Here is a 20,539-nt window from a genome sequence, read left to right as displayed (position 1 = left end):
TGGATGCGTATGCGAGGCCGAGGGTGGAGGGGGATGAGCGTCCGCTTCGGGTGCGGAACGCGGATGTGGTGATCGCGTTGTTGGAGCAGCGGATCGGGACTGAGCTTCTGGTGTTGATCAACGCGGAGTCCCTGCCGGATGACCCGCCCGCCCAGACTCACGACAGCGGGGACATCCGGGGCACGTCCAACACGTTCGCCGCGACCGGTACCTTCGACGTGACCGATACCTCGGACACGTCCAAGGCCGCCGAGGCGGCCGACACTACCGACGCGGCCGACGCGGCGGATGTCTCCGACACCCTCGAGGACACCGAGACCACCGAGGCTGTCGACATATTCGCCGCGGCGTATACCTCCAACATCCCCGAGGCCACCAAGACCGCCGAGGCTGTCGACATATTCGCCACAGCGGACAGCGACGACACCGTCGACTCCCTCGGCTCCTTCGACGTGGCGGGCATGGACGACACCACCGCCCCGATAAACACCCCCAACCCCGCTGCCGCCGGCGAGACATCCGAGGCGGACGACACCGCCTCCCCGGATCAAGCGCCCGAAGCCACGCCCGCGTCCCGCGCCGACCGGGCAGCCGACGCTTCGCCTGCACTCCCAGCCGACGAGGCCCACGGCCCGACATCCGAGACCGCGCCCACATCCCCTGCCCGGGAGACGGCGGCGTCCGAGGTCGGCCGCCCGGACGCCCATGCCCAGGACAGGCGCACGAAGGAGAAAGGCAGTCTGCGGGTGGGTGTCCAGGGCGGCGGCCGGGGTGTTCAGGACGGTGCCCGAGATCACCAGACCGATGGCCGGGATGACCGAGCGGGCATGCCGAACGCCGGCGGCGACATCCGGCAGGGCCGGGGCGACCAGGACGGCGAGCGACACGGCCGGGGCGACCAGGTCGATGGCCGAGGTGCCCACACTCAGGAGGGCGTGCACAGCCCAGGCGCTTACGACGGCGGCCAGGGGGACCGGGCCGGCGGCCGGGGCGCTGACAACCGCGACCGGGACGGCCGGAATGAGGTCAGGCAGCGCCGGGACCACCGCGGCGACCGAGAGGGCATGCGGGGCCGGGGTGACCGAGGCGCGCCAGAGGGCATGCGGGGCCGGGATGATTCGGAGGGTCTCCGTGGTCGCGGCGACCGGGGCGCCAGAGAAGGTAGGCGGGGCCAGGGTGGCGTGCAAGACGGCCGTCGAGAGAGCGGACGGCGGGGTGCCGACTGGGCCACGCCGGGTGGGATCGTCTCCGGACGTACCCTGCCCGGGCTGCTGCTGGCCACCGGACAGTTCCTCCCCGTCACCGACATCCATCGCCTGGCCCGGACCTCCAGCCTCACCCGCCTGGTCATGAACTCCGACGGCGAAGTCCTCGACGTCGGACGCAAAGCCCGCCAAGCCACCAGAAGGCAACGCCGGGCCATCCTCGCCCGCTACACCAAGTGCATGGTCGACGATTGTGCTCTGCCCGCCCACCTCTGCCAGATCGACCACGTCACCAACTGGTCTGACGGAGGCGCAACCGACCTGCGCAACCTCGGACCCACCTGCCAGTTCCACAACCGCGACCGCTACCGCAACCCCCAGAACTACCGGCTCCACCGGGTGGGCAAGGACCGATGGGGATTCACCTACATCGGCCCCCGAGCCCAGCGCCTACGGGCCGGATGACCCCGAACCGTGCGAGGGATCTCACCGATCAGCCGCCGTGCGCTCCGTGGAACGGGGTCGTGACCCCTTCGTAGGCGAGATGCAGGGCCATGCCCATGTCGGCGTGGCTGAGGTTGTGGCAGTGGTTCATCCACATGCCCGGGTTGGTGGCGCGGAAGGCCACCTCCCAGACCTCGCCGGGGCGTACGTCGAAGGTATCGACGAACACGGGGCTACCGGTCGGTGCGCGGCCGTCGCGGCTCAGCACGAGCACGCGGTGCCCGTGGAGGTGCCAGGGGTGGGTCTCTCGTCCCCGGTTCACGACCTTGATCCGGACGAGGTCCCCTTCCGTCACCATCTGTGTGGGGATGGACGGGTACGCCTGCCCGTTGACCGTATGCGCGTACATCGGCCGGCCGTTCACCATGGCGAGGCCCTGGTCGAGGACGAGTGTGAAGTTCCGGTCGGCCGGCGCGCTCGCGTCGAACGGCGGAGCAGCGGGTCTCCCGTATGCGAGGGGGTCGAGTTCCGGCCAGCTCGCGGTGTCCGCCGCCTGACCCGTCATCTGGCCCGTCGTCTGGTTCGGCACCTGGCCGGTCGGCCCGGCCGAGGGCGTTCCTGCAGCCTCTTCGGTTTGCACAGCCTCGCCGATCTGGGCCGCTCCATCGTCAGTCCTCGCGGCCTCGCCGGTCCGTGCGTCACCGGTCCTCGTGGTCTCGCCGGTCCGTGTGTCACCGGTCCTCGTGGTCTCGCCGGTCCGTGTGTCACCGGTCCTCGTGGTCTCGCCGGTCCGTGTGTCACCGGTCCTTGCGGTCTCGCCGGTCCTCGTTGCCCCGGCGGGCTTCACAGCCTCGCTGGTTTCGGTGGCTCCGTCGGTCCTTGCGGTCTCGCCGGTCCGTGTGTCACCGGTCCGTGTGTCGCCGGTCCTTGCGGTCTCGCCGGTCTTCAGCGGCCGGGGGGCGGCAGGATCGCCGGTCGTGGCTTGGCCGGTTCGTGTGGCTCCGCCGGTTCGGGCGGCATCGCCGGGCTCGGTGGTTCCGCCGGTCCTCGCGGGCCTGCCGCCGATCTGCGGGGTCCTGTCGGTCTCCGCGTTTCCCGAGGATGACCTGGCCTGGGACGCGCTGGCGCCGGTGGGAACCAGCCGGAGCCCTTCCGTACGGTCGTCCACGATGAGCCGCACACCGCCCGAGGCCGCGCCGGAGGTTCCGGTTGTGGACCCGGGCGTCGGCCCAGTGGTGGGCTCGTTGGCCGGCCCAGTGGTGGGCCCGGCGGTGGGCTCGGCGGTCGGCCCAGTGGTGGGCTCGTTGGCCAGCCCGGCGGTCGGCCCAGTGGCGGGCTCGGTGGTCGGCATGGTGAAGGCGAGGTCGTATCGGCTGCCCGCGGGCAGCCGCAGGCCCACTGCGCTGACCTCGCCGGGCTCGTTGACGTCGTTGCCGTCGATCGCCACCAGCCGGTACGGCGTGCCGGTCAGGGCGAACCGGTGCGGCGTGTTGTCGGTGTTGACCAGGCGCAGGCGCACCGGCATCCCGGGGGCGGCCCGCTGCTCGATGGGCTGGTCGTGGTTGCCGAGGACGGTCCTCCCGGAGAACGTGTGCACGGGAAGGGTGAGGTCCAGGCCCTCGGCCCTGGGCGCGGTGCGCGGGCGGACCACGAGGGTGCCGTACAGTCCCATCCGCACGCCGAGGTCGGACACCTCGTGGGTGTGATACCAGTACGTTCCGACCTGGTTGGCGAGGAAGCGGTAGACGAACTCCTCGCCGGGCAGAACGGCGTCCTGGGTGAGCCCGGGGACGCCGTCTTCGCCCGAGGGCACGTCGTAGCCGTGCCAGTGGAGTGTCACGCCCGACTCGATGTCGGCGTTGCGCAGCCGTACCTCGATCAGGTCGCCCTCGACGGCGGTGATCGGCGGCCCGGGGACCTGGCCGTTGAAGGTCCAGGCGGAGACCTGCTGACCGGACGACAACGCGATGGTGGAGGTGCGTGCCGTCAGCATGAAGCGGCGTACTCTGCCGCCTTCGGCGGGGGTGGTGGGGCCGCGCAGCTCGGTCACCGGCCGGGCCTGCTGTCCCTGCTGTCCCTGCGCCTGCCGATCGTGTTGCGCGTGCTGGCCGCGTTGCTCGTCGGACACGCCGCCGAGGTCAGTTGTCTCTCCGGGGGCGAGCGCCAGCCCGGTCCCGAGCAGGCCGACCGCGAGGATCGCCGACATGCCGGGCCGCAGGCCGCGTACGGGTGGGCAGGCGATCCGCCAGCTCAGCAGGAGGGCGACTCCCAGGAACGCCACCGTGAGCAGGCCGGTGCTCCAGGTCGCCGGGTAGCCGAGGAGGAGCGTGTGCACCAGTCCCGCCGCCGCGACGAAACCGGCGCCGAACAGGGGCATGACCACGACGGGCCGCGCCGCCGGGGCTCCGCGCCCGCGTGCGGCCTCGACCAGGCGCGGTCCGGCGAGCACGGCCGCGACCAGGACCGCGAGGCCGAGAAGGGGCACCGCGATGATGACCTTCTCCTGGACGAACCACCAGCCGGCGCGGGCGAGCACGATCACGCACCCGACCCGGGCCAGCGTCAGCAGTACGGCCACGGGGAACACGGCCAGCGCCGTTTTCGGACGCCGGAGGGCGGCCGCCGCCCCGGCCCCCAACCACGCGAGCGTGGTCAGGGCCGAGGCGAGCAGGTCGAGCGCGAGCAGCGCCGAAACGGTCATGACACCTGCGCCGTCACAGTCCTCGTGGCTGCCCCGTCCGCCGAGGCGAGCTTGCGGGCTCCGGCGAGCACCTTCCCGGCGACCCCCATGATCGCCAGGCCGTTGACGGCGTGCAGGCCGAACACGGCCAGCGACGCCGCTGTGGTGTTGCCGGTGCCGTCGTCCAGCGCGCGGCCCAGGATGATGATCAGCATCTGGACGACGACCAGGCCGAGCGGCAGGATGCTCAGGCCGATCAGGCGGCCGGGAGCCTTGGCGAGCGTGGCCACGACGGTGATCACCAGGGACAGGACCGGGATGATCATCATTCCGTTGGTGGCGTGCGGCCCGTACGAGCCGTCGGTCTGCGGCCTGTCGAAGGCGCCGACCCCCGCGAAGTAGAACTGCGCGAGTACGGCGAGCAGTTGCAGGCCGGCCAGCGCGACGTAGACCCTGCGCACGGTGCGCTCCCTTCAATTACGTGGGTTAGGGAGATCCTGTCCCATCACGCCCGCGCGGTCGTCGTCTGGTCAGAGACATGTGGAGTACGACCAGGGGAGTACGCGAGGGGGTGCGGCGTCTCACCGGGGAGGCACGCCCCCTCCCTGATGATCCATCCGGCTCGAATCCTGATCAAATCCGCTCAAACCATGCTTAGGTCCCGCTGAGATCCCGCTCGAAACGGGCCGCCCACATCCTGGCAGATCAGGCGGCACAGATCCGCTGCCCGGTTCGGGCCACCGATCGGGCTGCCAGATCCGACCGGCCAGAGAGGGCTGTCAGGATCAGACCGCACAGATCAGGCTGCACAGATCAGACCGCACAGATCAGGCTGCACAGATCAGACCGCACAGATCAGACCGCACAGATCAGCCTGCACAAATCAGGCCGTCCGGATCGGGCTGCACAGGTCAGGTCGCCCAGATCATGCAACACAGGTCATGCAGCACAGATCACGCAGCACAAATCAGGTTGCCCGGACCCGGGCCGCACACGGCCGGCCGCACAGATCCGCCGGCCTGGATCGGGCCGCACAGGTCAGGTTGGCCGGAGCGGGCTGCGCGATCGCGGGACCGTCGGGGCTCAGATCAGGCCGAGCGCGAGCATGGCGTCGGCGACTCGCTTGAAGCCGTCGATGTTGGCGCCAGCCACGTAGTTGCCGGCCATGCCGTACTCGTCCGCGGTGCGCAGGCAGCGGTCGTGGATGTCGCGCATGATCTCGCGCAGCCGGCGCTCGGAGAACTCGAACGTCCACGAGTCGCGGCTCGCGTTCTGCTGCATCTCCAGCGCGCTGGTGGCCACGCCGCCCGCGTTGGCGGCCTTGCCCGGCCCGAAGGCGATGCCCGCGTCCTGGAACACCCGGATGGCCTCGGGCATGGTCGGCATGTTGGCGCCCTCGCCGACGGCGATGCAGCCGCCGCGGACCAGCCGCTCCGCGTCCTTGCCGGTGATCTCGTTCTGCGTGGCGGACGGCATGGCCACCTCGCAGTTCACCTCCCAGACGCTGCGGCCGGGCACGAAGACGGCGCCCTCGCCGCTGCGCTTGGCGGCGTACGCGCTGAGCCGCTGGCGCTCGACCTCCTTGACCTGCTTGAGCAGGTCGAGGTCGATGCCCTTCTCGTCGACGACGTAGCCGGACGAGTCGGAGCAGGCGACCACGACGCCGCCGAGCTGGCGCACCTTCTCGATCGTGTAGATGGCGACGTTGCCCGAGCCGGACACCACGACGCGCTTGCCGTCGAAGGACGTGCCGCGCGCCTTGAGCATCTCCTCGACGAAGAAGGCGCAGCCGTACCCGGTGGCCTCGGTGCGGACCTGGGCGCCGCCGAAGCTCAGCCCCTTGCCCGTGATCACGCCGGACTCGTACCGGTTCGTGATGCGCTTGTACTGCCCGAACAGGTAGCCGACCTCACGGCCGCCGACCCCGATGTCACCGGCGGGCACGTCGGTGTACTCGCCGATGTGGCGGTAGAGCTCGGTCATGAAGCTCTGGCAGAAACGCATGATCTCGCGCTGGGACCTGCCCTTGGGGTCGAAGTCCGAGCCGCCCTTGCCGCCGCCGATGGGCAGGCCGGTCAGGCTGTTCTTGAAGATCTGCTCGAAACCGAGGAACTTGACGATCCCCAGATAGACGGAGGGGTGGAAGCGGAGCCCGCCCTTGTACGGCCCGAGGGCGCTGTTGAACTCCACCCGGAATCCGCGGTTGATCTGCACCTCGCCCTGGTCGTCCTCCCAGGGAACACGGAAGATGATCTGCCGCTCGGGTTCGCAGATCCGCTCAATGATCTTCGATTCGGCGTACTCGGGGTGCTTGCCGAGAACCGGGCCGATGCTCTCCAGCACCTCGCGCACAGCCTGGTGGAACTCGATTTCCCCGGGATTACGGCGCAAAACGTTGTCGTAGATGGTCGACAGCTTCTCGTGTAGCACCCGGTACCCCGTTCGTTCAGGTCTGCTGGTCCATGCCCAATCTTATGAGTCCCTAGTTGACGCCTGTTATGCCGGATCGGCACGTCAGTGCCGCTTTGCGTCCATATTTCGGACAAAGGTGGTCGACGTCGGCTTTTACGTGCGGGTCCTGTTACCGTGGGGCGCTTACGTGGTCTCTCTCATGGCCTCTCTGCCATGCTCTCTTGTTGGTCCCTTGATGGTCTCTTGACGGAGGCGTTCGGTGATGCGGCGGTCTTTCCCCATGGCGCCGGCGAGATGAAGACGAAGGGGCGGCAGGCCGGATGGGGCTCGGCCGTACTCGACCGCTTCCAGAACCCGACACAGGTCCTGGCGACGGTGTTCGGCAGCGTGATCCTGGTCGGCACCCTTCTCCTGCGGCTCCCGATCGCCACCACCTCGGGTGAGGCCGCCGACTGGGGTGCCGCGCTGTTCACCGCGACCTCCGCCGTCTGCGTGACCGGGCTGGCCGTGGTCGACACCGGCGGGCACTGGTCGACCTTCGGTGAGGGAGTGATCGCCGGGCTCGTCCAGGTCGGCGGGTTCGGGATCATGATGCTGGCCACCCTGTTCACCATGCTCGTCTCGAACCGCATGGGGTTGCGCGCCCGCCTCATGGCCCAGGCCCAGACCAGCACGCTCACCGTGGCGGACGCTCGCCGGGTGGTCCGCAACGTCATCGTCTTCAGCCTCGTCTCCGAGACGATCGTGGCGGTGATCCTCACCGGCAGGCTGATGATCGGGTACGGCGAGTCGTTCGGCGAGGCGGTCTACCACGGCGTCTTCCACGCCATCTCCGCGTTCAACAACGCCGGATTCGCGCTGTGGCCGGACAGCCTGACGCGGTTCGTGTCCGACCCGTGGATCTGCCTGACCGTCGCCGGCGCGGTGATCGTCGGCGGGCTGGGCGTCCCCGTGGTGTTCGAGCTGCTGCGCTCATGGCGACGGCCCAGCCGCTGGACGGTGCTCACCCGGGTCACGGTGTTCGTCACCGCGCTGCTGCTCTCCGTCGGCACCATGGTGTTCCTGATGACAGAGTGGCGCAATCCGGGCACGTTGGGGCCCCTCGACGACTCCGACAAGCTGCTGGCCAGCTTCTTCACCGCCGTCATGCCGCGTTCCTCCGGCTTCAACACCATCGACGTGTCGCAGATGGCGCCGTCGAGCTGGCTGGTCACCGACGTCCTGATGTTCATCGGCGCGGGCAGCGCCGGCACCGGGGGCGGGATCAAGGTCACCACGCTCGGGTTGCTGGCGTTCGTCATCTGGGCGGAGATGCGGGGCGAGCCCCAGGTCAACATCGGACACCGCAGGCTCACCGAGTCCGCGCAGCGCCAGGCGGTCGCCATCTGCATGCTCGGCGTCGCCCTGGTCGCCGTGTCCACCTACGTGCTGCTCGTCCTGACCCCGCACAGCCTGGACCGTGTGCTGTTCGAGGCGGTCTCGGCGTTCAGTACGACCGGCCTGTCCACCGGGATCACCGCCGACGTGCCCCCGGCCGGGCACCTGCTGCTGGTGGTGCTCATGTTCATCGGCCGGATCGGCCCCCTGACGCTCGGGTCGGCGCTCGCCCTCAAGGAGCGCACCCGGCGATACGAACTACCCGAGGAGCGAGTGATCGTTGGCTGAGAAGAGGAACGACCCCGTCGTGGTCATCGGGCTCGGCCGTTTCGGCAGCTCCCTCGCGCTTGAGCTGGCGCGCAGGGGCACCGAGGTGCTGGCCATCGACAACCGTCCCAAGGTGGTGCAGAGCCTGGCGGGGCGGATCACGAACATCGCGACCGCGGACGCCACCGACATCGAGGCGCTGCGCCAGCTCGGCGTGCCTGACTTCTACCGGGCGGTGGTCGCCATCGGCAGCGATCTGGAGGCGAGCATCCTCGCCACCTCGCTGCTCGTGGAGCTGGAGCTCGACGCCATCTGGGCCAAGGCCGTCAGCCGCCAGCACGGCCAGATCCTGCGCCGCATCGGCGCCCACCACGTCGTCTTCCCCGAGCACGACATGGGCGAGCGGGTCGCCCACCTGGTCAGCGGCCGGATGCTGGACTACGTCGAGGTGGACGAGGGCTTCGCCCTGGTCAAGACCCATCCGCCCAAGGAGTTCGTGGGCGTCCCGCTGGGGCAGTCCAAGCTGCGCCGCAAGTACGGCGTGACGATCGTCGCGGTGAAGAGCCCCGGCGAGGAGTTCACCTACACCACGGCCGACACGGAGCTGTCGTACGGCGACATCGTGCTCGTCTCCGGCAAGAGCGACAACGTCGAGCGCTTCGCCGAGCTCCCCTGAGGCACGAGCTCCCCTGAGGCACGAGCGTTCCGAGGTGTGGGCTTCCTGAGGCACGAACTCCTCTGAGGCACGAGCGTTCCGAGGTGTGGGCTTCCTGAGGCGCGAGCCCTCTGAGTCAGGAGCTCCCCTGAGGCGTGGGCTTCCTGAAGTGCGAGCTTCCTGATACGGGCGGGCTTCCCGACGGCGCGGGGCCCTTGGCCTTGCGCGGTTCCCGCGCGGTGCAATCTTGCGGCGGTCCCGGGAATGCCCAGGTCGCGGCGCCGGAGGTTGCACCGCAACTGCCCGCTCCTCCCGTCTCTGGTGGCGGCCCCGGCGGCCGGGTCAGTCTGATCCCAGGCGCCCTCGGACCGACCCGGCAGGGCGCCGGATCTCGCCCCCCCTCACTCTCTGGAGGAGACATGCGCGCACTTCTCGCCGCGGCCCTCGGCGCCGGTCTGGTCGCGGCTCCCCTCGCCCTCTCGACCGCCACCGCCGCTTCCGCCGCCACCGCCGCGTCGGCTCCCTCGACCGCCGCCCTGTCCGCCCCCCTGGCCGCCGCCTCCGCGCGGGCCCTGCCCACCTGCTCGGGCAGGCGGGTCCTCAGGGCGGAGGTGTGGGCCGGCAAGCCGGGCCACGCCCGCCAGAAGGCCGCCTACATCCACGTCTTCTACAACGGCTCCACCCGTACGGCGTGCGCGTTCGTGAACTCGACGGAGGCCACCTGGGGCATCGCCAAGAGCTTCTCGCTGAAGCTGTGGAACTGCGTCTCGACCACCGCCTCCGGTGGCTGCGTCTCCGCGCTCAGGAACGCGGTCGTCAGGGACAGCGCGCCGGGCCGGAGCAGGACCGCCGTGCTGCCGTTCTCCCGCGGCTGCCTGAAGATCGAGGCGTCGGTCTCCTACAACGGCTTCCAGGGCAGCCGGACGATCCCGAGCGGCCAACTGTGCATCGCGTCCGACAACCGCGCCTGAGGCCGGCGTCCGCCCTCTCTCGCGATGCTCGTACGGCCCGTCCACTCTCATCATTGATCTCTTTTTTGGCGTCGATCGAACCCACTCGCACCACGCGAGTGGGTTCGTCGCTTTGCATGACATTTGTCGGGGCTTGTGGAGTTCGTTGAGCTGACTCCGGAGCCGTCCGGGCATAATCCGCCCTGGTCAGGCGTTTGCTTAGCTGTACTAACTTCTTCCACGAGGGGGCAGAGAAGATGTGCGGTATAGCCGGCTGGGTCGACTACGACCGTGACCTGAGAACCGAGCGCGACGCCGCGCGGGCCATGACCGAGACCATGGCGTGCCGGGGGCCGGACGCCGAGGGGCTGTTGGCGGAGCCGCACGCGGTGCTCGGTCACCGCAGACTCGCCATCATCGACATCGAGGGCGGCCGCCAGCCGATGGCCGTCGAGCTGGACGGACGGCTGATCGCCGCCATGACCTACAGCGGCGAGGTCTACAACTTCCGCGAGCTGCGTGCCGAGCTGGCCGCCCGCGGCCACCGCTTCCGTACGGAGAGCGACACCGAGGTCGTCCTCGAGGCGTACCTGGAGTGGGGCGAGGACTTCGTCGACCGCCTCAACGGCATGTACGCCTTCGCCATCTGGGACGCGCGGCGCGAGGAGCTGCTCCTGGTCCGCGACCGGATGGGCATCAAGCCGCTGTACTACTACCCGACGCCGTCCGGCGTGCTCTTCGGCTCCGAGCCCAAGGCGATCCTCGCCAACCCGCTCGCCGAGCGCGTGGTCGACGCCGACGGGCTGCGCGAGCTGCTCGCCTTCGTCAAGACTCCCGAGCGCGCCGTCTACCGCGGCATGTTCGAGGTCCGGCCCGGCCAGATCGTCCGGATCCGCCGCGAGGGTCTGACCAAGCGCCGCTACTGGCGGCTGGAGTCCCGCGAGCACACCGACGACCTCCCCACCACGATCGCGACCGTGCGGGAGCTGCTCGACGACATCGTCACCCGCCAGCTCATCTCGGACGTGCCGCTGTGCACGCTGCTGTCCGGCGGTCTGGACTCCAGCGCCGTCACCGCCCTGGCCGCCCGGTCCCTGGGGGCGACCAAGGTCCGGTCGTTCTCCGTCGACTTCGCCGGATACACCGAGAACTTCCAGCCCGACGCCATGCGCGACACCCCGGACGGGCCGTACGTCAAGGACGTGGTCGAGCACATCGGCGCCGACCACACGGACATCCTGCTGAACTCCGCCGACCTGATGGACCCCGCCGTACGCGCCGCGGCTCTGCGGGCGCGGGACATCCCCGCGGGTCTGGGCGACATGGACACGTCGCTCTACCTGCTGTTCAAGGCGATCAGGCAGCGCTCCACGGTGGCGCTGTCCGGTGAGTCGGCGGACGAGGTGTTCGGCGGCTACCGCTGGTTCCACGACCCGGACGCGGTGAACGCGGGCACCTTCCCCTGGCTGGCCACCCCCGGCGTCGGCCACCGCAACGGCTTCGACACGCTGTTCGACGAGCCGCTGCTGCGCAAGCTGGACATCCCCGCCTACCGCGCCGACGCGTACCAGCAGGCGCTCGCCGAGGTGGAGGCGGTGCCGGGCGAGACCGGCCTGCAGAAGCGGATGCGCGAGGTGAGCCACATGCACCTCACCCGCTTCGTGCAGATCCTGCTCGACCGCAAGGACCGGATGAGCATGGCCGTCGGGCTCGAGGTGCGCGTCCCGTTCTGCGACCACCGCCTGGTGGAGTACGTCTTCAACACCCCGTGGGCGATGAAGACGTACGACGGCCGGGAGAAGAGCCTGCTGCGCGCGGCCACCGCGGACGTCCTGCCGCGCTCCGTGGTCGAGCGCCGCAAGAGCCCGTACCCCTCGACCCAGGACCCCGCGTACGAGCGGGCGCTCCAGGCGGAGGCGGGGCGGCTCATCGGCCGGGACGACCTCGCGGTCGCGCCGCTGCTCGACATGTCCAAGGCGCGGACCCTCCTCGACCACGAGGTGGGGACCACCAGCCTCCAGGAGAACCGGACCGCGATGGAGCAGCTCATCCAGTTCAACGCCTGGCTGGAGGAGTACGGGGTGCGGGTCACCATCTGAGCCGCCGCTCCCGGCCTTCCGGCCGGCCTCCGGCGGAACGGCGTCGTCCACTTGGACGGCGCCGTTCGCGTCTAAGGCCGAGATTCTCGAAAATAATCGACGCCGGATGTCGAGGGTCCCGCGCCCGCTCCGACTGAAGGGTGACAGCGGGCCGACGGGGCACGCGGGACCGAGAGGAAACCCGAGATGAAGTACGTTGCGATGATCTACGGCAACCAGGCCAAGTGGGACTCCTTCCCGGCGGAGGCATGGCCCGAGGCGCTCGCCAAGCAGGAGGCGTTCAACCGGAAGTACCGGGAGACCGGCGAGCTGCTCGGCGCGTACGGCCTGGCGGACGCCGCGAACGCCCAGCTCGTCCGCCGCGAGGGCGGGGCCCCGGTGGTGACCGACGGACCCTACCTGGAGACCAAGGAGTACCTGGCCAGCTTCTATCTGCTCGACTGCGAGAGCCTGGAGCGCGCGCAGGCGATCGCGGCCGACATGCCCTTCGCCGACGTGGACCCGGTGGAGCTGTGGCCGATCATGCACGAGTCCGCGGCGGACATGTGAGCGAGGAGTACGACGTCGAGGACCTGCTGCGCGAGCTGGCGCCGCAGGTCCTCGGCGCTCTCGTCCGCCGGTACGGCGTCTTCGACGCGTGCGAGGACGCCGTCCAGGAGGCGCTGCTGGCCGCCGCGCTGCGGTGGCCTGAGGAGGGGGTGCCGGAGAACCCGCGGGCCTGGCTGGTGACCGTCGCCTCGCGCCGGCTGGTGGACGAGGTGCGCAGCGAGCAGGCGCGCCGGCGGCGTGAGGACCGCATCGCGCTGGCCACCCCGCAGGCGGAGCTGTTAAGCCGCCCGGCCGACGCCGACCGGGAGGCGGACCGGGACGACTCGCTCGCGCTGCTGTTCCTGTGCTGTCACCCGGCGCTGTCCGCGCCGAGCCGGATCGCGCTGACGCTGCGCGCGGTCGGCGGCCTGACCACCGCGCAGATCGCGGCGGCCTTCCTGGTGCCCGAGGCGACCATGGCCCAGCGCATCAGCCGCGCCAAGCAGACGCTCAAGGCACTCGGCACGCCGTTCGGCTCACCGGGGCCCGACGGCCACAACGAGCGGCTGGACGCGGTGCTGCACGTGCTGTACCTGATCTTCAACGAGGGCTACACGGCCACGGGAGGCGCCGACCTGACCGCGCCGGAGCTGTCGCGGGAGGCGATCCGGCTCACCCGGCTGCTGCGCCGCCTGGTGCCCGACGACGGCGAGGCCGCGGGCCTGCTGGCGCTGATGTTGCTCACCGACGCCCGGCGCGCCGCGCGCACCGGACCGGACGGCGACCTGGTGCCGCTGGCGGAGCAGGACCGCGCCCTGTGGGACCCGGCCCTCATCGCGGAGGGCGTCGAGCTGATCAGCCGTACGCTGCCCCGGGGGCAGGTCGGCCCGTACCAGCTCCAGGCCGCGATCGCGGCCGTCCACGCCGAGGCGGAGCACGTCGACGCCACCGACTGGCCGCAGATCCTCACGCTGTACGGACTGCTGGAGCGGGTCGCGCCGAACCCGATGGTCACCCTCAACCGCGCGGTCGCCGTCGCGATGGTGGGCGGCCCGGCCGCCGGGCTGGAGCTGCTCGCCGCCCTCGCGGCGGACAAGCGGATGGCGCGCCACCACCGACTGCTCGCCACCCGCGCCCACCTGCTCGAACTACTCGGCGAGGACGAGGCGGCGGCGGAGGCGTACCGGGAGGCGGCCCGGCGGACCGGCAGCGCCCCCGAGCGGCGCCACCTGACCTCGCGCGCGGCGCGTCTCACCTCGGGCCGCCGCTGATCCGGACCCGTCCCCGCCCTTCCGGCGCCCTCTTCGGGCGCCGGCCGGGGGCGGGCGAGGGTCCGTACCGAGATCACGCCTGCTCGGCGGCCCGCCGGTGCCGGAGCAGCACGACCTGGTCGTCGAACACGCGCGACTCGACGAGTTCGAGGCCGGCCCTGGGGATCCCCTCCTTGAAGACCGGCCTGCCCCCGCCCAGGACCACCGGGTGGACGAAGACCTGGTACTCGTCGATCACGCCGTGCTCGCTGAGGTGGGAGGCCAGTTCGGAGCCGCCGAACAGCAGCAGCGTCGCGCCCGACTCCTTGAGCGCGGTCAGCTCCTTGACCGCGTTCTCGCGGATGATCCGGGTGTTCCACCCGGCTTCCTCCAGCGTGCGGGAGACGACGACCTTGGACGCCTCACGCCAGATCGGGGCGTAGGCCAGGACGTGCTCGTGCGTCGAGTACTGCTCGGCCCGAGGCCAGAAGTTGGACATCATCTCCCAGACCACGCGCCCGTAGAGGAAGGTCTTTCCCCCGCCGGACAGCTCCTGGGAGTAGGCGGACAGTTCCGGTCCCATCAGCGGCCAGTCGAACTCGCCGTTCGGGCCCTCGATGAACCCGTCGAGGGACTGGTGCACGAAGTGGATGAGCTCGCCCATGGCGGTGGCCTCCCGTCTCTGCGGATCTCCCGCGCCCTACGGGCGCGTCGTCACCGTGGAGTCGGAGCGGCCACCGGGTTCTCGACATCCGGCCGGGCGGAATTCGCAAGATTTTTCCGGCGCGCGTGATGGCCGGCCGCGGGATGTGGCTACCGCGGCCAGTTGGCGACGGTCTCGGCCTTGATCGGGTCGATGTAGCAGCTCAGCGTCGTACGGCGGGCCCGGTCGAACACGCAGACCTTCACGTCCACCCGGGTGATCTCACCGTCCGAGGAGAGGCGGAAGGAACTGCGCGGCGCGCAGCTCGTCTTCGGCCAGGCCCATCCGGTGCCGCCGCTCGCGTAGTGGAACCGGGCCCGGATGTACGCGCAGTGGTCGCGGTGCCCGTCGCGGTCGCGCAGCGTGCCCGACACGACGAACCTCTCGGCGCTGAAGTCCGTGATCCAGACGTCGGCCTCGGCGCGGCCGCCGTGCCCGCCCCGGGACAGGACCGGCCCCCAGTGCAGTCTGGCGGCGGCCGCGCTCGCGGTGGTCCCCGTCGGGGCGGCGGCGCCGGCCGGGGTGGCGACAGCGGCGGCGATCGTGAGCGGCGCCGCGAGCAGTGCGGCCAGTCCGGCCCCGCGCACGGCTTTGAGGGCGGTTCGGGTGGTGCTGTTCTTCATGGTCCCTATGAGTAGTGCCGCCGACTTGGAGAAACCTTGCATTCGGCTGGGGCATCACCCGACGGGGTGACCGGAGGGGGAGAGGAATGGTCATTCCGGGTGCGGCGATTATCATCTCTGCGTAATGTCATAGTGACTCATTGTGATCGAAGCGGGGGTTCGTCGTTGTTGACTCGCGCGCAGATCCGGCTCGTCATGGCCGGACTCATGCTCGCCATGCTGCTCGCCGCGCTGGACCAGATGATCGTGGCCACCGCGCTGCCGATGATCGCGCAGGAGCTCGGCGGGCTCGACCAGCTCTCCTGGGTGGTCACGTCGTACCTGCTCGCCTCGACCGCCGGGACCCCGCTGTACGGCAAGCTCTCCGACCTGTACGGCCGCAAGCAGATCTTCCAGAGCGCGATCGTCATCTTCCTGGTCGGCTCCATCCTGTGCGGCGTGGCGCAGAACATGGCCCAGTTGATCGTGTTCCGGGGCGTCCAGGGAGTGGGCGGCGGCGGTCTCATGGCGCTCGCCATGGCCATCATCGCGGACGTCGTCCCGCCCAGGGACCGGGGCCGCTACCAGGGCCTCTTCGGCGGTGTCTTCGGTCTGGCCAGCGTCGCCGGGCCGCTCGTCGGCGGGTTCTTCACCGACCACGCCACCTGGCGGTGGATCTTCTGGATCAACCTCCCGCTGGGAGTGGCCGCGCTCGCCGTGACCGCGGTCGCGCTGCACCTGCCCCGCGCCACGGTGCGGCACCGCATCGACTATCCGGGGGCCGTCCTCCTGGTCGCCGCCGTGTGCTCCATCCTGATGGTCACCGTGTGGGGCGGCCGGACGTACGACTGGGTCTCGCCGCAGATCATCGGGCTCGCGGTGGCGGGCGTCGTCCTGACGGTCGCCTTCGCCGTCCGCCAGCGCAGCGCGGCCGAGCCGATCCTGCCGCCGCGGGTCATCGCCGACCCGGTGGTCGCGGTCAGCGCCGGACTGTCGCTGCTGTCGGGCGCGGCGCTGTTCGGCGCGGTCGTCTACCTGCCCACCTATCTCCAGATCGTGCGCGGACAGTCGGCGACGGAGTCCGGTCTCGCCCTGGTCCCGCTGACCGGCGGCGTGATCCTCGCCTCGGTGCTGAGCGGTGTGATGGTCTCCAGGACCGGCCGTTACAAGGCGATGCCCGTCATCGGCGCCGCGGTCCTGGCGGCCGGGCTCTACCTGCTCAGCCTGGTCGAGGTCGACACGTCGATGGGGCTGCTCCTCGCCTTCACGGTCGTGGTCGGCCTGGGGGTGGGCGCGTTCATGCAGGTCCCGCTGGTGGCGACGCAGAACGCGGTGCGCCCGGGGGACATCGGCACCGCCTCCAGCGCCATCGCGTTCTTCCGCACCCTCGGAGGGTCGCTGGGCACCGCGCTGTTCGGCACGATCCAGATCCGCACCCTGGAGGAGGAGCTGGCGCGGGCGGGCCTGCCGACCGAGGCCGCGCAGCTCGATCCCGCCCTGCTCACGCGGCTGCCCGCCGGACAGCTCCACCATCTGCTCGAAGCGTTCACCACGGCGGTCCAGGCCGTCTATCTGTGGTCGATCCCGTTCGCCGCCGCCAGCCTGCTGCTCGCGCTCTTCCTGAAGGAGGTGCCGCTGCGCGGGGAGGCGTCCGCGCGGCCGAGCGCGGTGACGCTGGCGGTGACCGGCGTCGCGCTCGCCTGGCTCGCCGACCGGCTCGAGCGCGGGCACTCGCCCCGGCTCGTCGCGGCCGCCGCCCGGCTCGTCCCGGACCAGGCGCCGGACGGGGGAGCGGGCGGCGCGGGCGCGGCCGCGGACGACACCACGCGGGCCCGCCTGGCCTCGCGCCGGCTGCTCAGACCGCTGGCCGGCCAGGTGCTGCTCGCGGCATTGACGGAAAAGGAGAGGAAATGACGCGCTATCTGGCCGGCTTGATCACGGCGACCGCCGCTCTCGCCGCCGGTGTCTGGCTGATGCTCGCGCCGTACGGGCTGGACTATCCCTCGGGTGGCACGGCGCTCCAGGTGGACATGTGGACGGGAGCGGGGGTGTGCGCGGTCGCCCTCGCCACCATCGTGGTGTGGGCGCGGGCCTGGCGGGGGCAGCTCCGCGCCGACGGCCTCCTCCCCGAGCGGCCCGCCGCGCAGGCCGTCGAGCAGGCCGAGCCTGAGCAGCCGGCCGCACCCGCGCCGGCCGTGCCGACGACCGAAGACCTGCACAGCCTGCTCAAGCCGCTGGTGGCGGCGCTCGCCGCCGACCAGCTTGAGCGGACCGCCAAGAGGCACACCGAGGAGGACTGGTGAGCAGATGGGGGATCGCCGGCGTCGGCCTGCTCTTCGTGATCGGAGTCTGGCTGGTCGCCGCGCCGTTCGTGACCGGCGAGCAGCCGGACAGCGCGACCTGGACCGCGGCCACGCGCAACGACGTGATCGTCGGGGCGGTGCTGGCGTTGCTCGGCTTCACCGGCTTCTTCACGGTGCTCGCCGGTCACATCGCCGACATGTACGCCAAGGGGCCGCAGCCCCCGGCGCAACGGTGAAGCACGCGCGACCACGTGTCGGACCGCGCGTGCCGAACCATCGGGGCCACCGGGTCCTCCCGGCGGGACGCGCCCGTCGTGCGGGCATGTCCCTCGCCGTCCCCGCCGGGAGGACCGTCGTTTCCTGAAATCTCCCGATAAGGGTTACTTCAGGCCGGCGTCCACGGCGCTGGTCAGCGTGCCGGGGTCACCGGACATCTCCCAGATCATCACGCCGAGCAGCCCCTTGGAGCGGAGCCACGCGGTCTTCTTGCCGATCGACCACGTGTCGTCGAAGGTCCACCACTGGCCCGGCTGGCTCGCGCTGCCGGTGTAGCAGAAGGTGGCCACCGCCTGCTCGTCGTGCCGTACGGTGCAGCCGGGCACGCTCGCCAGCAGGTTGCTGTAGCCGCGGGTGCCCGCCTCCTCCTGGAACTGGCCCGGCGCCGCGCCGGTCGCGGACTGCCACTCGCCGGACTTGCCGCCGTCGGCGACGCCCTGCCAGCCGCGGCCGTAGTACGCGAGCCCGATGGTGAGCTTGCGCGGGTTCACCCCGGCCTGGAGGTACGCGTTGACCGCGTTCTCCACGCTGAAGTGGAACGAGTAGGGGTCGTCGGTGTCGGCGTACAGGTTGCCCTGGTGGCCGGTCCGGTTCGGCTCCCACGAGTTGTCGCTGCCCGCGCCGTGGAAGTCGTAGCCCTGGATGTTGAAGATGTCCAGGGACTTGGCGACCTCCGGCAGGTCCCAGCCGGCGTCGATCTTCGCCGGGTCGGCCGGCGTGAACGCGGTGAGCTGGTAGCGCTTGCCGGTCTCTGCGGTCAGCGCGTCGAGCTGCTTGCGGAACTCGGCGATCAGCGCGGTGTTGTTCGCCTTGTCGTTCGGGCCGATGTGGTTGCCCGCGTGCCCCTCGGCGCCCGGCCACTCCCAGTCCAGGTCGATGCCGTCGAAGATCCCGGCGGCGCTGCCCGGCCCGCCCGCGCTGTTGTACTCGGGCAGGTTGCCCTTGATGTACATGTCGATGCACGAGCTGACGAACTTCTTCCTGGACGCGTCGGTGGCGGCGACGTCCGAGAAGTACTTCGAGTACGTCCAGCCGCCGAGCGAGATCAGGACCTTCAGGTTCGGGTACTTCGCCTTGAGCTTGCGGAGCTGGTTGTAGTTGCCGCGCAGCTTCTCCCAGCCGGTGTCGGCGACGCCGTCCACGGACTGCGCCGCGCTCATCGGCCGGCCGTAGTCGGCGTCGGCGTCGCCCGAGCCGTCACCCTGGTTCGGGTCCTGCGGGTCGGACGAGGTGCCCTTGGTGACGCCGTTGAGGCAGGTCAGCTTGACCGGGTCGATGTTGGCGAAGGCGTAGTTGAGGTGGGTCAGCTTCGCCGCCGCCCCGGTCGTGTCGAGGTTCTTCACGAAGTACTGCCGGCCGTAGATGCCCCACTGGACGAAGTAGCCGACCCGGGCGTACCCGTTCTCGACGATGTCGGCGGTGGTCGCCTTGACGACCGCGCTCGCGGCGGACGTGTTGTCGTACAGGTCGCGGGCCTTCACCGTGAAGGAGTACTCGGTGGACGGGGACAGGCCGGTGACCGTGGCGGTCGTGCCGAGGACGCTGGTGGCCAGGGTCGTGCCGACGTACACGTCGTATCCGGCGACGCCCTTGTTGTCGGTGGACGCGTCCCAGGCGAGGGAGACGCTGGACGAGGTCTTCCCGGTGCTCCGGACGTTCCCGGGAACGGTCGGGGCCTGGGTGTCGTCCGCCGGGTTGTTGGTGGTCGCCTTCAGCGGCGCGCTCGCCGGGGAGAGGGTGCCCTTGCGGTCCTTGGCCTTCACCGTGAACGTGTACTCGGTGTTCGGGGTGAGGCCGGTGACCGTCGCGCTGGTGCCGCTGACGGTCGTGGCGAGCTCGCCGCCCCGGTAGACCTCGTACGCGGTGATGGGCAGGGTGCCGGGGGTCGCCGCGTCCCAGGCGAGGGAGACCGTCTTGGTGGTCTTGACCGGCGAGCGCAGGTTGCCCGGCGCCGACGGCGGGGTGTCGGCAGAGCCGTCACACGGCACGTCGTTGACCCGGCAGCTCGTCGGCTCGACGGGCGAGCTGAGCGTGAACGTCGGGCTGTACGGCTCGGTGGTCGCGTGCGCGTTCACCTTGGTGTTGTAGAAGGCCGGGCTGAGCGTGACCTGGCGCCCGCTCTGGCTCAGCGAGCCGTTCTGGGCGTTGCTCGCGGTGACCCCGGCGGGCAGCTCGAACTGGATGGACCAGCCGTCGAGGGCGGTGTCGCCGTTGTTCTCGACGACGAACTTCCCCTGGTTGCCGCTGAGCGAGAAGCTCGCCACGACCGGCGCGGCCGGAGGCGGCGGGTCGCCGCTGCCGTCGCACTGGGCGTTGTTGATCAGGCAGCTCGTGGGCTGCACGGGGGAGCTGAGGGTGAAGGTCGGGCTGTACGGCTCGGTGTTCCCGTTCGCCCGGACGGTGTTGATGTAGAACGCCGGCGTCAGCTTGACCCGCGTGCCGGTCTGCGTGGTGGTGGCGTTCTGGGCGCTGCTGACGGTGACCCCGGCGGGCAGCTCGAACTGGATGGACCAGCCGGTGACGGGCGAGCTGTCGGGGTTGCTCACCACGAACTTGCCCTGGTTGCCGGTCAGGGTGAAGGCGGCGGTGAGGCGGCCGGCGGCGTGTGCGGGGGCGGCCGCGAACGCGACCAGCATGGCGATCGGGAGCAACAGAACGGCTAATCGGCGCATGTGAGAGCTCTTTCCTTAAGGAAAGTTTCCTAATTAATTAGCCGGATCGTAACTCCGGGCCGGGGCCTCGACAAGGCCCAAAACATCCAGGCGCGGCAAATATCCGACTTGCGCGC

16 protein-coding genes are annotated in these 20,539 nt (G+C 70.5%); 10 read left to right on the top strand and 6 right to left on the bottom strand.

Annotated features, from left to right (window positions below):
- A partial coding sequence (locus AWQ70_RS39320; protein WP_505795862.1) for an HNH endonuclease signature motif containing protein occupies positions 1 to 1,670 on the top strand: 1,670 nt, incomplete at its 5' end.
- 28 nt (positions 1,671 to 1,698) lie between these two features.
- On the opposite strand, the gene AWQ70_RS42120 is transcribed toward AWQ70_RS39320, so the two are convergent.
- From AWQ70_RS42120 to gdhA, 3 genes are all read right to left on the bottom strand, one after another.
- The gene (locus tag AWQ70_RS42120; protein WP_067181917.1) at positions 1,699 to 4,350 is read right to left on the bottom strand and encodes a multicopper oxidase domain-containing protein; all 2,652 of its coding nucleotides are present in this window, start codon (positions 4,348 to 4,350) and stop codon (positions 1,699 to 1,701) included.
- On the bottom strand, positions 4,347 to 4,790 hold the full coding sequence (locus AWQ70_RS27505; RefSeq protein WP_067181914.1) for a DUF6220 domain-containing protein: 444 nt from the start codon (positions 4,788 to 4,790) through the stop codon (positions 4,347 to 4,349). The genes AWQ70_RS42120 and AWQ70_RS27505 overlap by 4 nt, the downstream gene beginning before the upstream one ends.
- Before the next feature lie 622 nt (positions 4,791 to 5,412).
- A complete protein-coding gene (gdhA, locus tag AWQ70_RS27500) occupies positions 5,413 to 6,759 on the bottom strand; it encodes an NADP-specific glutamate dehydrogenase (protein WP_067181911.1) in 1,347 nt (448 codons plus the stop codon).
- Positions 6,760 to 7,035: 276 nt separating this feature from the next.
- Here gdhA and AWQ70_RS27495 point away from each other — a divergent pair, with 276 nt between their 5' ends.
- The 6 genes from AWQ70_RS27495 (at position 7,036) to AWQ70_RS27470 (ending at position 13,888) form a co-directional block, all read left to right on the top strand.
- Positions 7,036 to 8,406, top strand: a complete 1,371-nt coding sequence (locus AWQ70_RS27495) for a TrkH family potassium uptake protein (protein WP_067181965.1) — start codon at positions 7,036 to 7,038, stop codon at positions 8,404 to 8,406.
- Entirely contained in the window at positions 8,399 to 9,061 is a 663-nt protein-coding gene (locus tag AWQ70_RS27490) for a potassium channel family protein (RefSeq protein ID WP_174552424.1), read from the top strand. The genes AWQ70_RS27495 and AWQ70_RS27490 overlap by 8 nt, the downstream gene beginning before the upstream one ends.
- A 398-nt stretch (positions 9,062 to 9,459) precedes the next feature.
- Complete coding sequence (locus tag AWQ70_RS27485; protein WP_067181908.1) at positions 9,460 to 10,011, top strand: hypothetical protein; 552 nt, start codon at positions 9,460 to 9,462, stop codon at positions 10,009 to 10,011.
- 236 nt (positions 10,012 to 10,247) lie between these two features.
- Entirely contained in the window at positions 10,248 to 12,089 is a 1,842-nt protein-coding gene (gene asnB / locus AWQ70_RS27480) for an asparagine synthase (glutamine-hydrolyzing) (RefSeq protein WP_067181905.1), read from the top strand.
- Positions 12,090 to 12,275: 186 nt separating this feature from the next.
- On the top strand, positions 12,276 to 12,638 hold the full coding sequence (locus AWQ70_RS27475; RefSeq protein WP_067181902.1) for a YciI family protein: 363 nt from the start codon (positions 12,276 to 12,278) through the stop codon (positions 12,636 to 12,638).
- Positions 12,635 to 13,888 carry an RNA polymerase sigma factor gene (locus tag AWQ70_RS27470; protein WP_067181900.1) on the top strand — a complete coding sequence of 418 codons (1,254 nt, stop codon included), beginning with the start codon at positions 12,635 to 12,637 and terminating at the stop codon, positions 13,886 to 13,888. The genes AWQ70_RS27475 and AWQ70_RS27470 overlap by 4 nt, the downstream gene beginning before the upstream one ends.
- Before the next feature lie 73 nt (positions 13,889 to 13,961).
- Here AWQ70_RS27470 and AWQ70_RS27465 read toward each other — a convergent pair whose 3' ends face one another.
- Both AWQ70_RS27465 and AWQ70_RS27460 read right to left on the bottom strand, forming a co-directional pair.
- Positions 13,962 to 14,531: a dihydrofolate reductase family protein gene (locus tag AWQ70_RS27465; RefSeq protein ID WP_067181896.1), complete on the bottom strand. Its 570-nt coding sequence runs from the start codon at positions 14,529 to 14,531 to the stop codon at positions 13,962 to 13,964.
- Between the two features lie 149 nt (positions 14,532 to 14,680).
- Positions 14,681 to 15,193 (bottom strand): hypothetical protein, encoded by a 513-nt coding sequence (locus AWQ70_RS27460; RefSeq protein ID WP_157530472.1) that lies wholly within the window; start codon positions 15,191 to 15,193, stop codon positions 14,681 to 14,683.
- A 165-nt stretch (positions 15,194 to 15,358) separates the two neighbouring features.
- Between AWQ70_RS27460 and AWQ70_RS27455 the strand changes: the two genes are divergently transcribed.
- The 3 genes from AWQ70_RS27455 to AWQ70_RS27445 are packed head-to-tail and all read left to right on the top strand — an operon-like array spanning position 15,359 to position 17,711.
- On the top strand, positions 15,359 to 17,086 hold the full coding sequence (locus AWQ70_RS27455; protein ID WP_157530470.1) for an MDR family MFS transporter: 1,728 nt from the start codon (positions 15,359 to 15,361) through the stop codon (positions 17,084 to 17,086).
- Positions 17,083 to 17,475, top strand: coding sequence for a hypothetical protein (locus AWQ70_RS27450; RefSeq protein ID WP_067181887.1), 393 nt, complete (start codon positions 17,083 to 17,085; stop codon positions 17,473 to 17,475). Before AWQ70_RS27455 ends, AWQ70_RS27450 begins: the two co-directional genes overlap by 4 nt.
- A complete protein-coding gene (locus AWQ70_RS27445) occupies positions 17,472 to 17,711 on the top strand; it encodes an SPW repeat domain-containing protein (RefSeq protein ID WP_067181884.1) in 240 nt (79 codons plus the stop codon). The genes AWQ70_RS27450 and AWQ70_RS27445 overlap by 4 nt, the downstream gene beginning before the upstream one ends.
- Positions 17,712 to 17,855: 144 nt before the next feature.
- Here the strand turns inward: AWQ70_RS27445 and AWQ70_RS27440 are convergent, their stop codons facing one another.
- Positions 17,856 to 20,423, bottom strand: a complete 2,568-nt coding sequence (locus tag AWQ70_RS27440; protein WP_084517868.1) for a glycosyl hydrolase family 18 protein — start codon at positions 20,421 to 20,423, stop codon at positions 17,856 to 17,858.
- Positions 20,424 to 20,539: the final 116 nt, after the last annotated feature.

Origin of the sequence: Microtetraspora niveoalba (genome assembly GCF_001570405.1) — a bacterium.
Classification (GTDB): domain Bacteria; phylum Actinomycetota; class Actinomycetes; order Streptosporangiales; family Streptosporangiaceae; genus Microtetraspora; species Microtetraspora niveoalba.
This window is presented reverse-complemented; position numbering and strand designations above follow the sequence as displayed.

What these genes read in the sequence shown, in the direction of transcription:
- AWQ70_RS42120 (WP_067181917.1), bottom strand. Translation starts at nt 4,350, where the DNA reads ATGACCGTTTCGGCGCTGCTCGCGCTCGACCTGCTCGCCTCGGCCCTG.
- AWQ70_RS27495 (WP_067181965.1), top strand. Translation starts at nt 7,036, where the DNA reads ATGAAGACGAAGGGGCGGCAGGCCGGATGGGGCTCGGCCGTACTCGAC.
- asnB (WP_067181905.1), top strand. Translation starts at nt 10,248, where the DNA reads ATGTGCGGTATAGCCGGCTGGGTCGACTACGACCGTGACCTGAGAACC.
- AWQ70_RS27475 (WP_067181902.1), top strand. Translation starts at nt 12,276, where the DNA reads ATGAAGTACGTTGCGATGATCTACGGCAACCAGGCCAAGTGGGACTCC.
- AWQ70_RS27465 (WP_067181896.1), bottom strand. Translation starts at nt 14,531, where the DNA reads ATGGGCGAGCTCATCCACTTCGTGCACCAGTCCCTCGACGGGTTCATC.
- AWQ70_RS27460 (WP_157530472.1), bottom strand. Translation starts at nt 15,193, where the DNA reads ATGAAGAACAGCACCACCCGAACCGCCCTCAAAGCCGTGCGCGGGGCC.
- AWQ70_RS27485 (WP_067181908.1), top strand. Translation starts at nt 9,460, where the DNA reads ATGCGCGCACTTCTCGCCGCGGCCCTCGGCGCCGGTCTGGTCGCGGCT.
- AWQ70_RS27450 (WP_067181887.1), top strand. Translation starts at nt 17,083, where the DNA reads ATGACGCGCTATCTGGCCGGCTTGATCACGGCGACCGCCGCTCTCGCC.
- AWQ70_RS27440 (WP_084517868.1), bottom strand. Translation starts at nt 20,423, where the DNA reads ATGCGCCGATTAGCCGTTCTGTTGCTCCCGATCGCCATGCTGGTCGCG.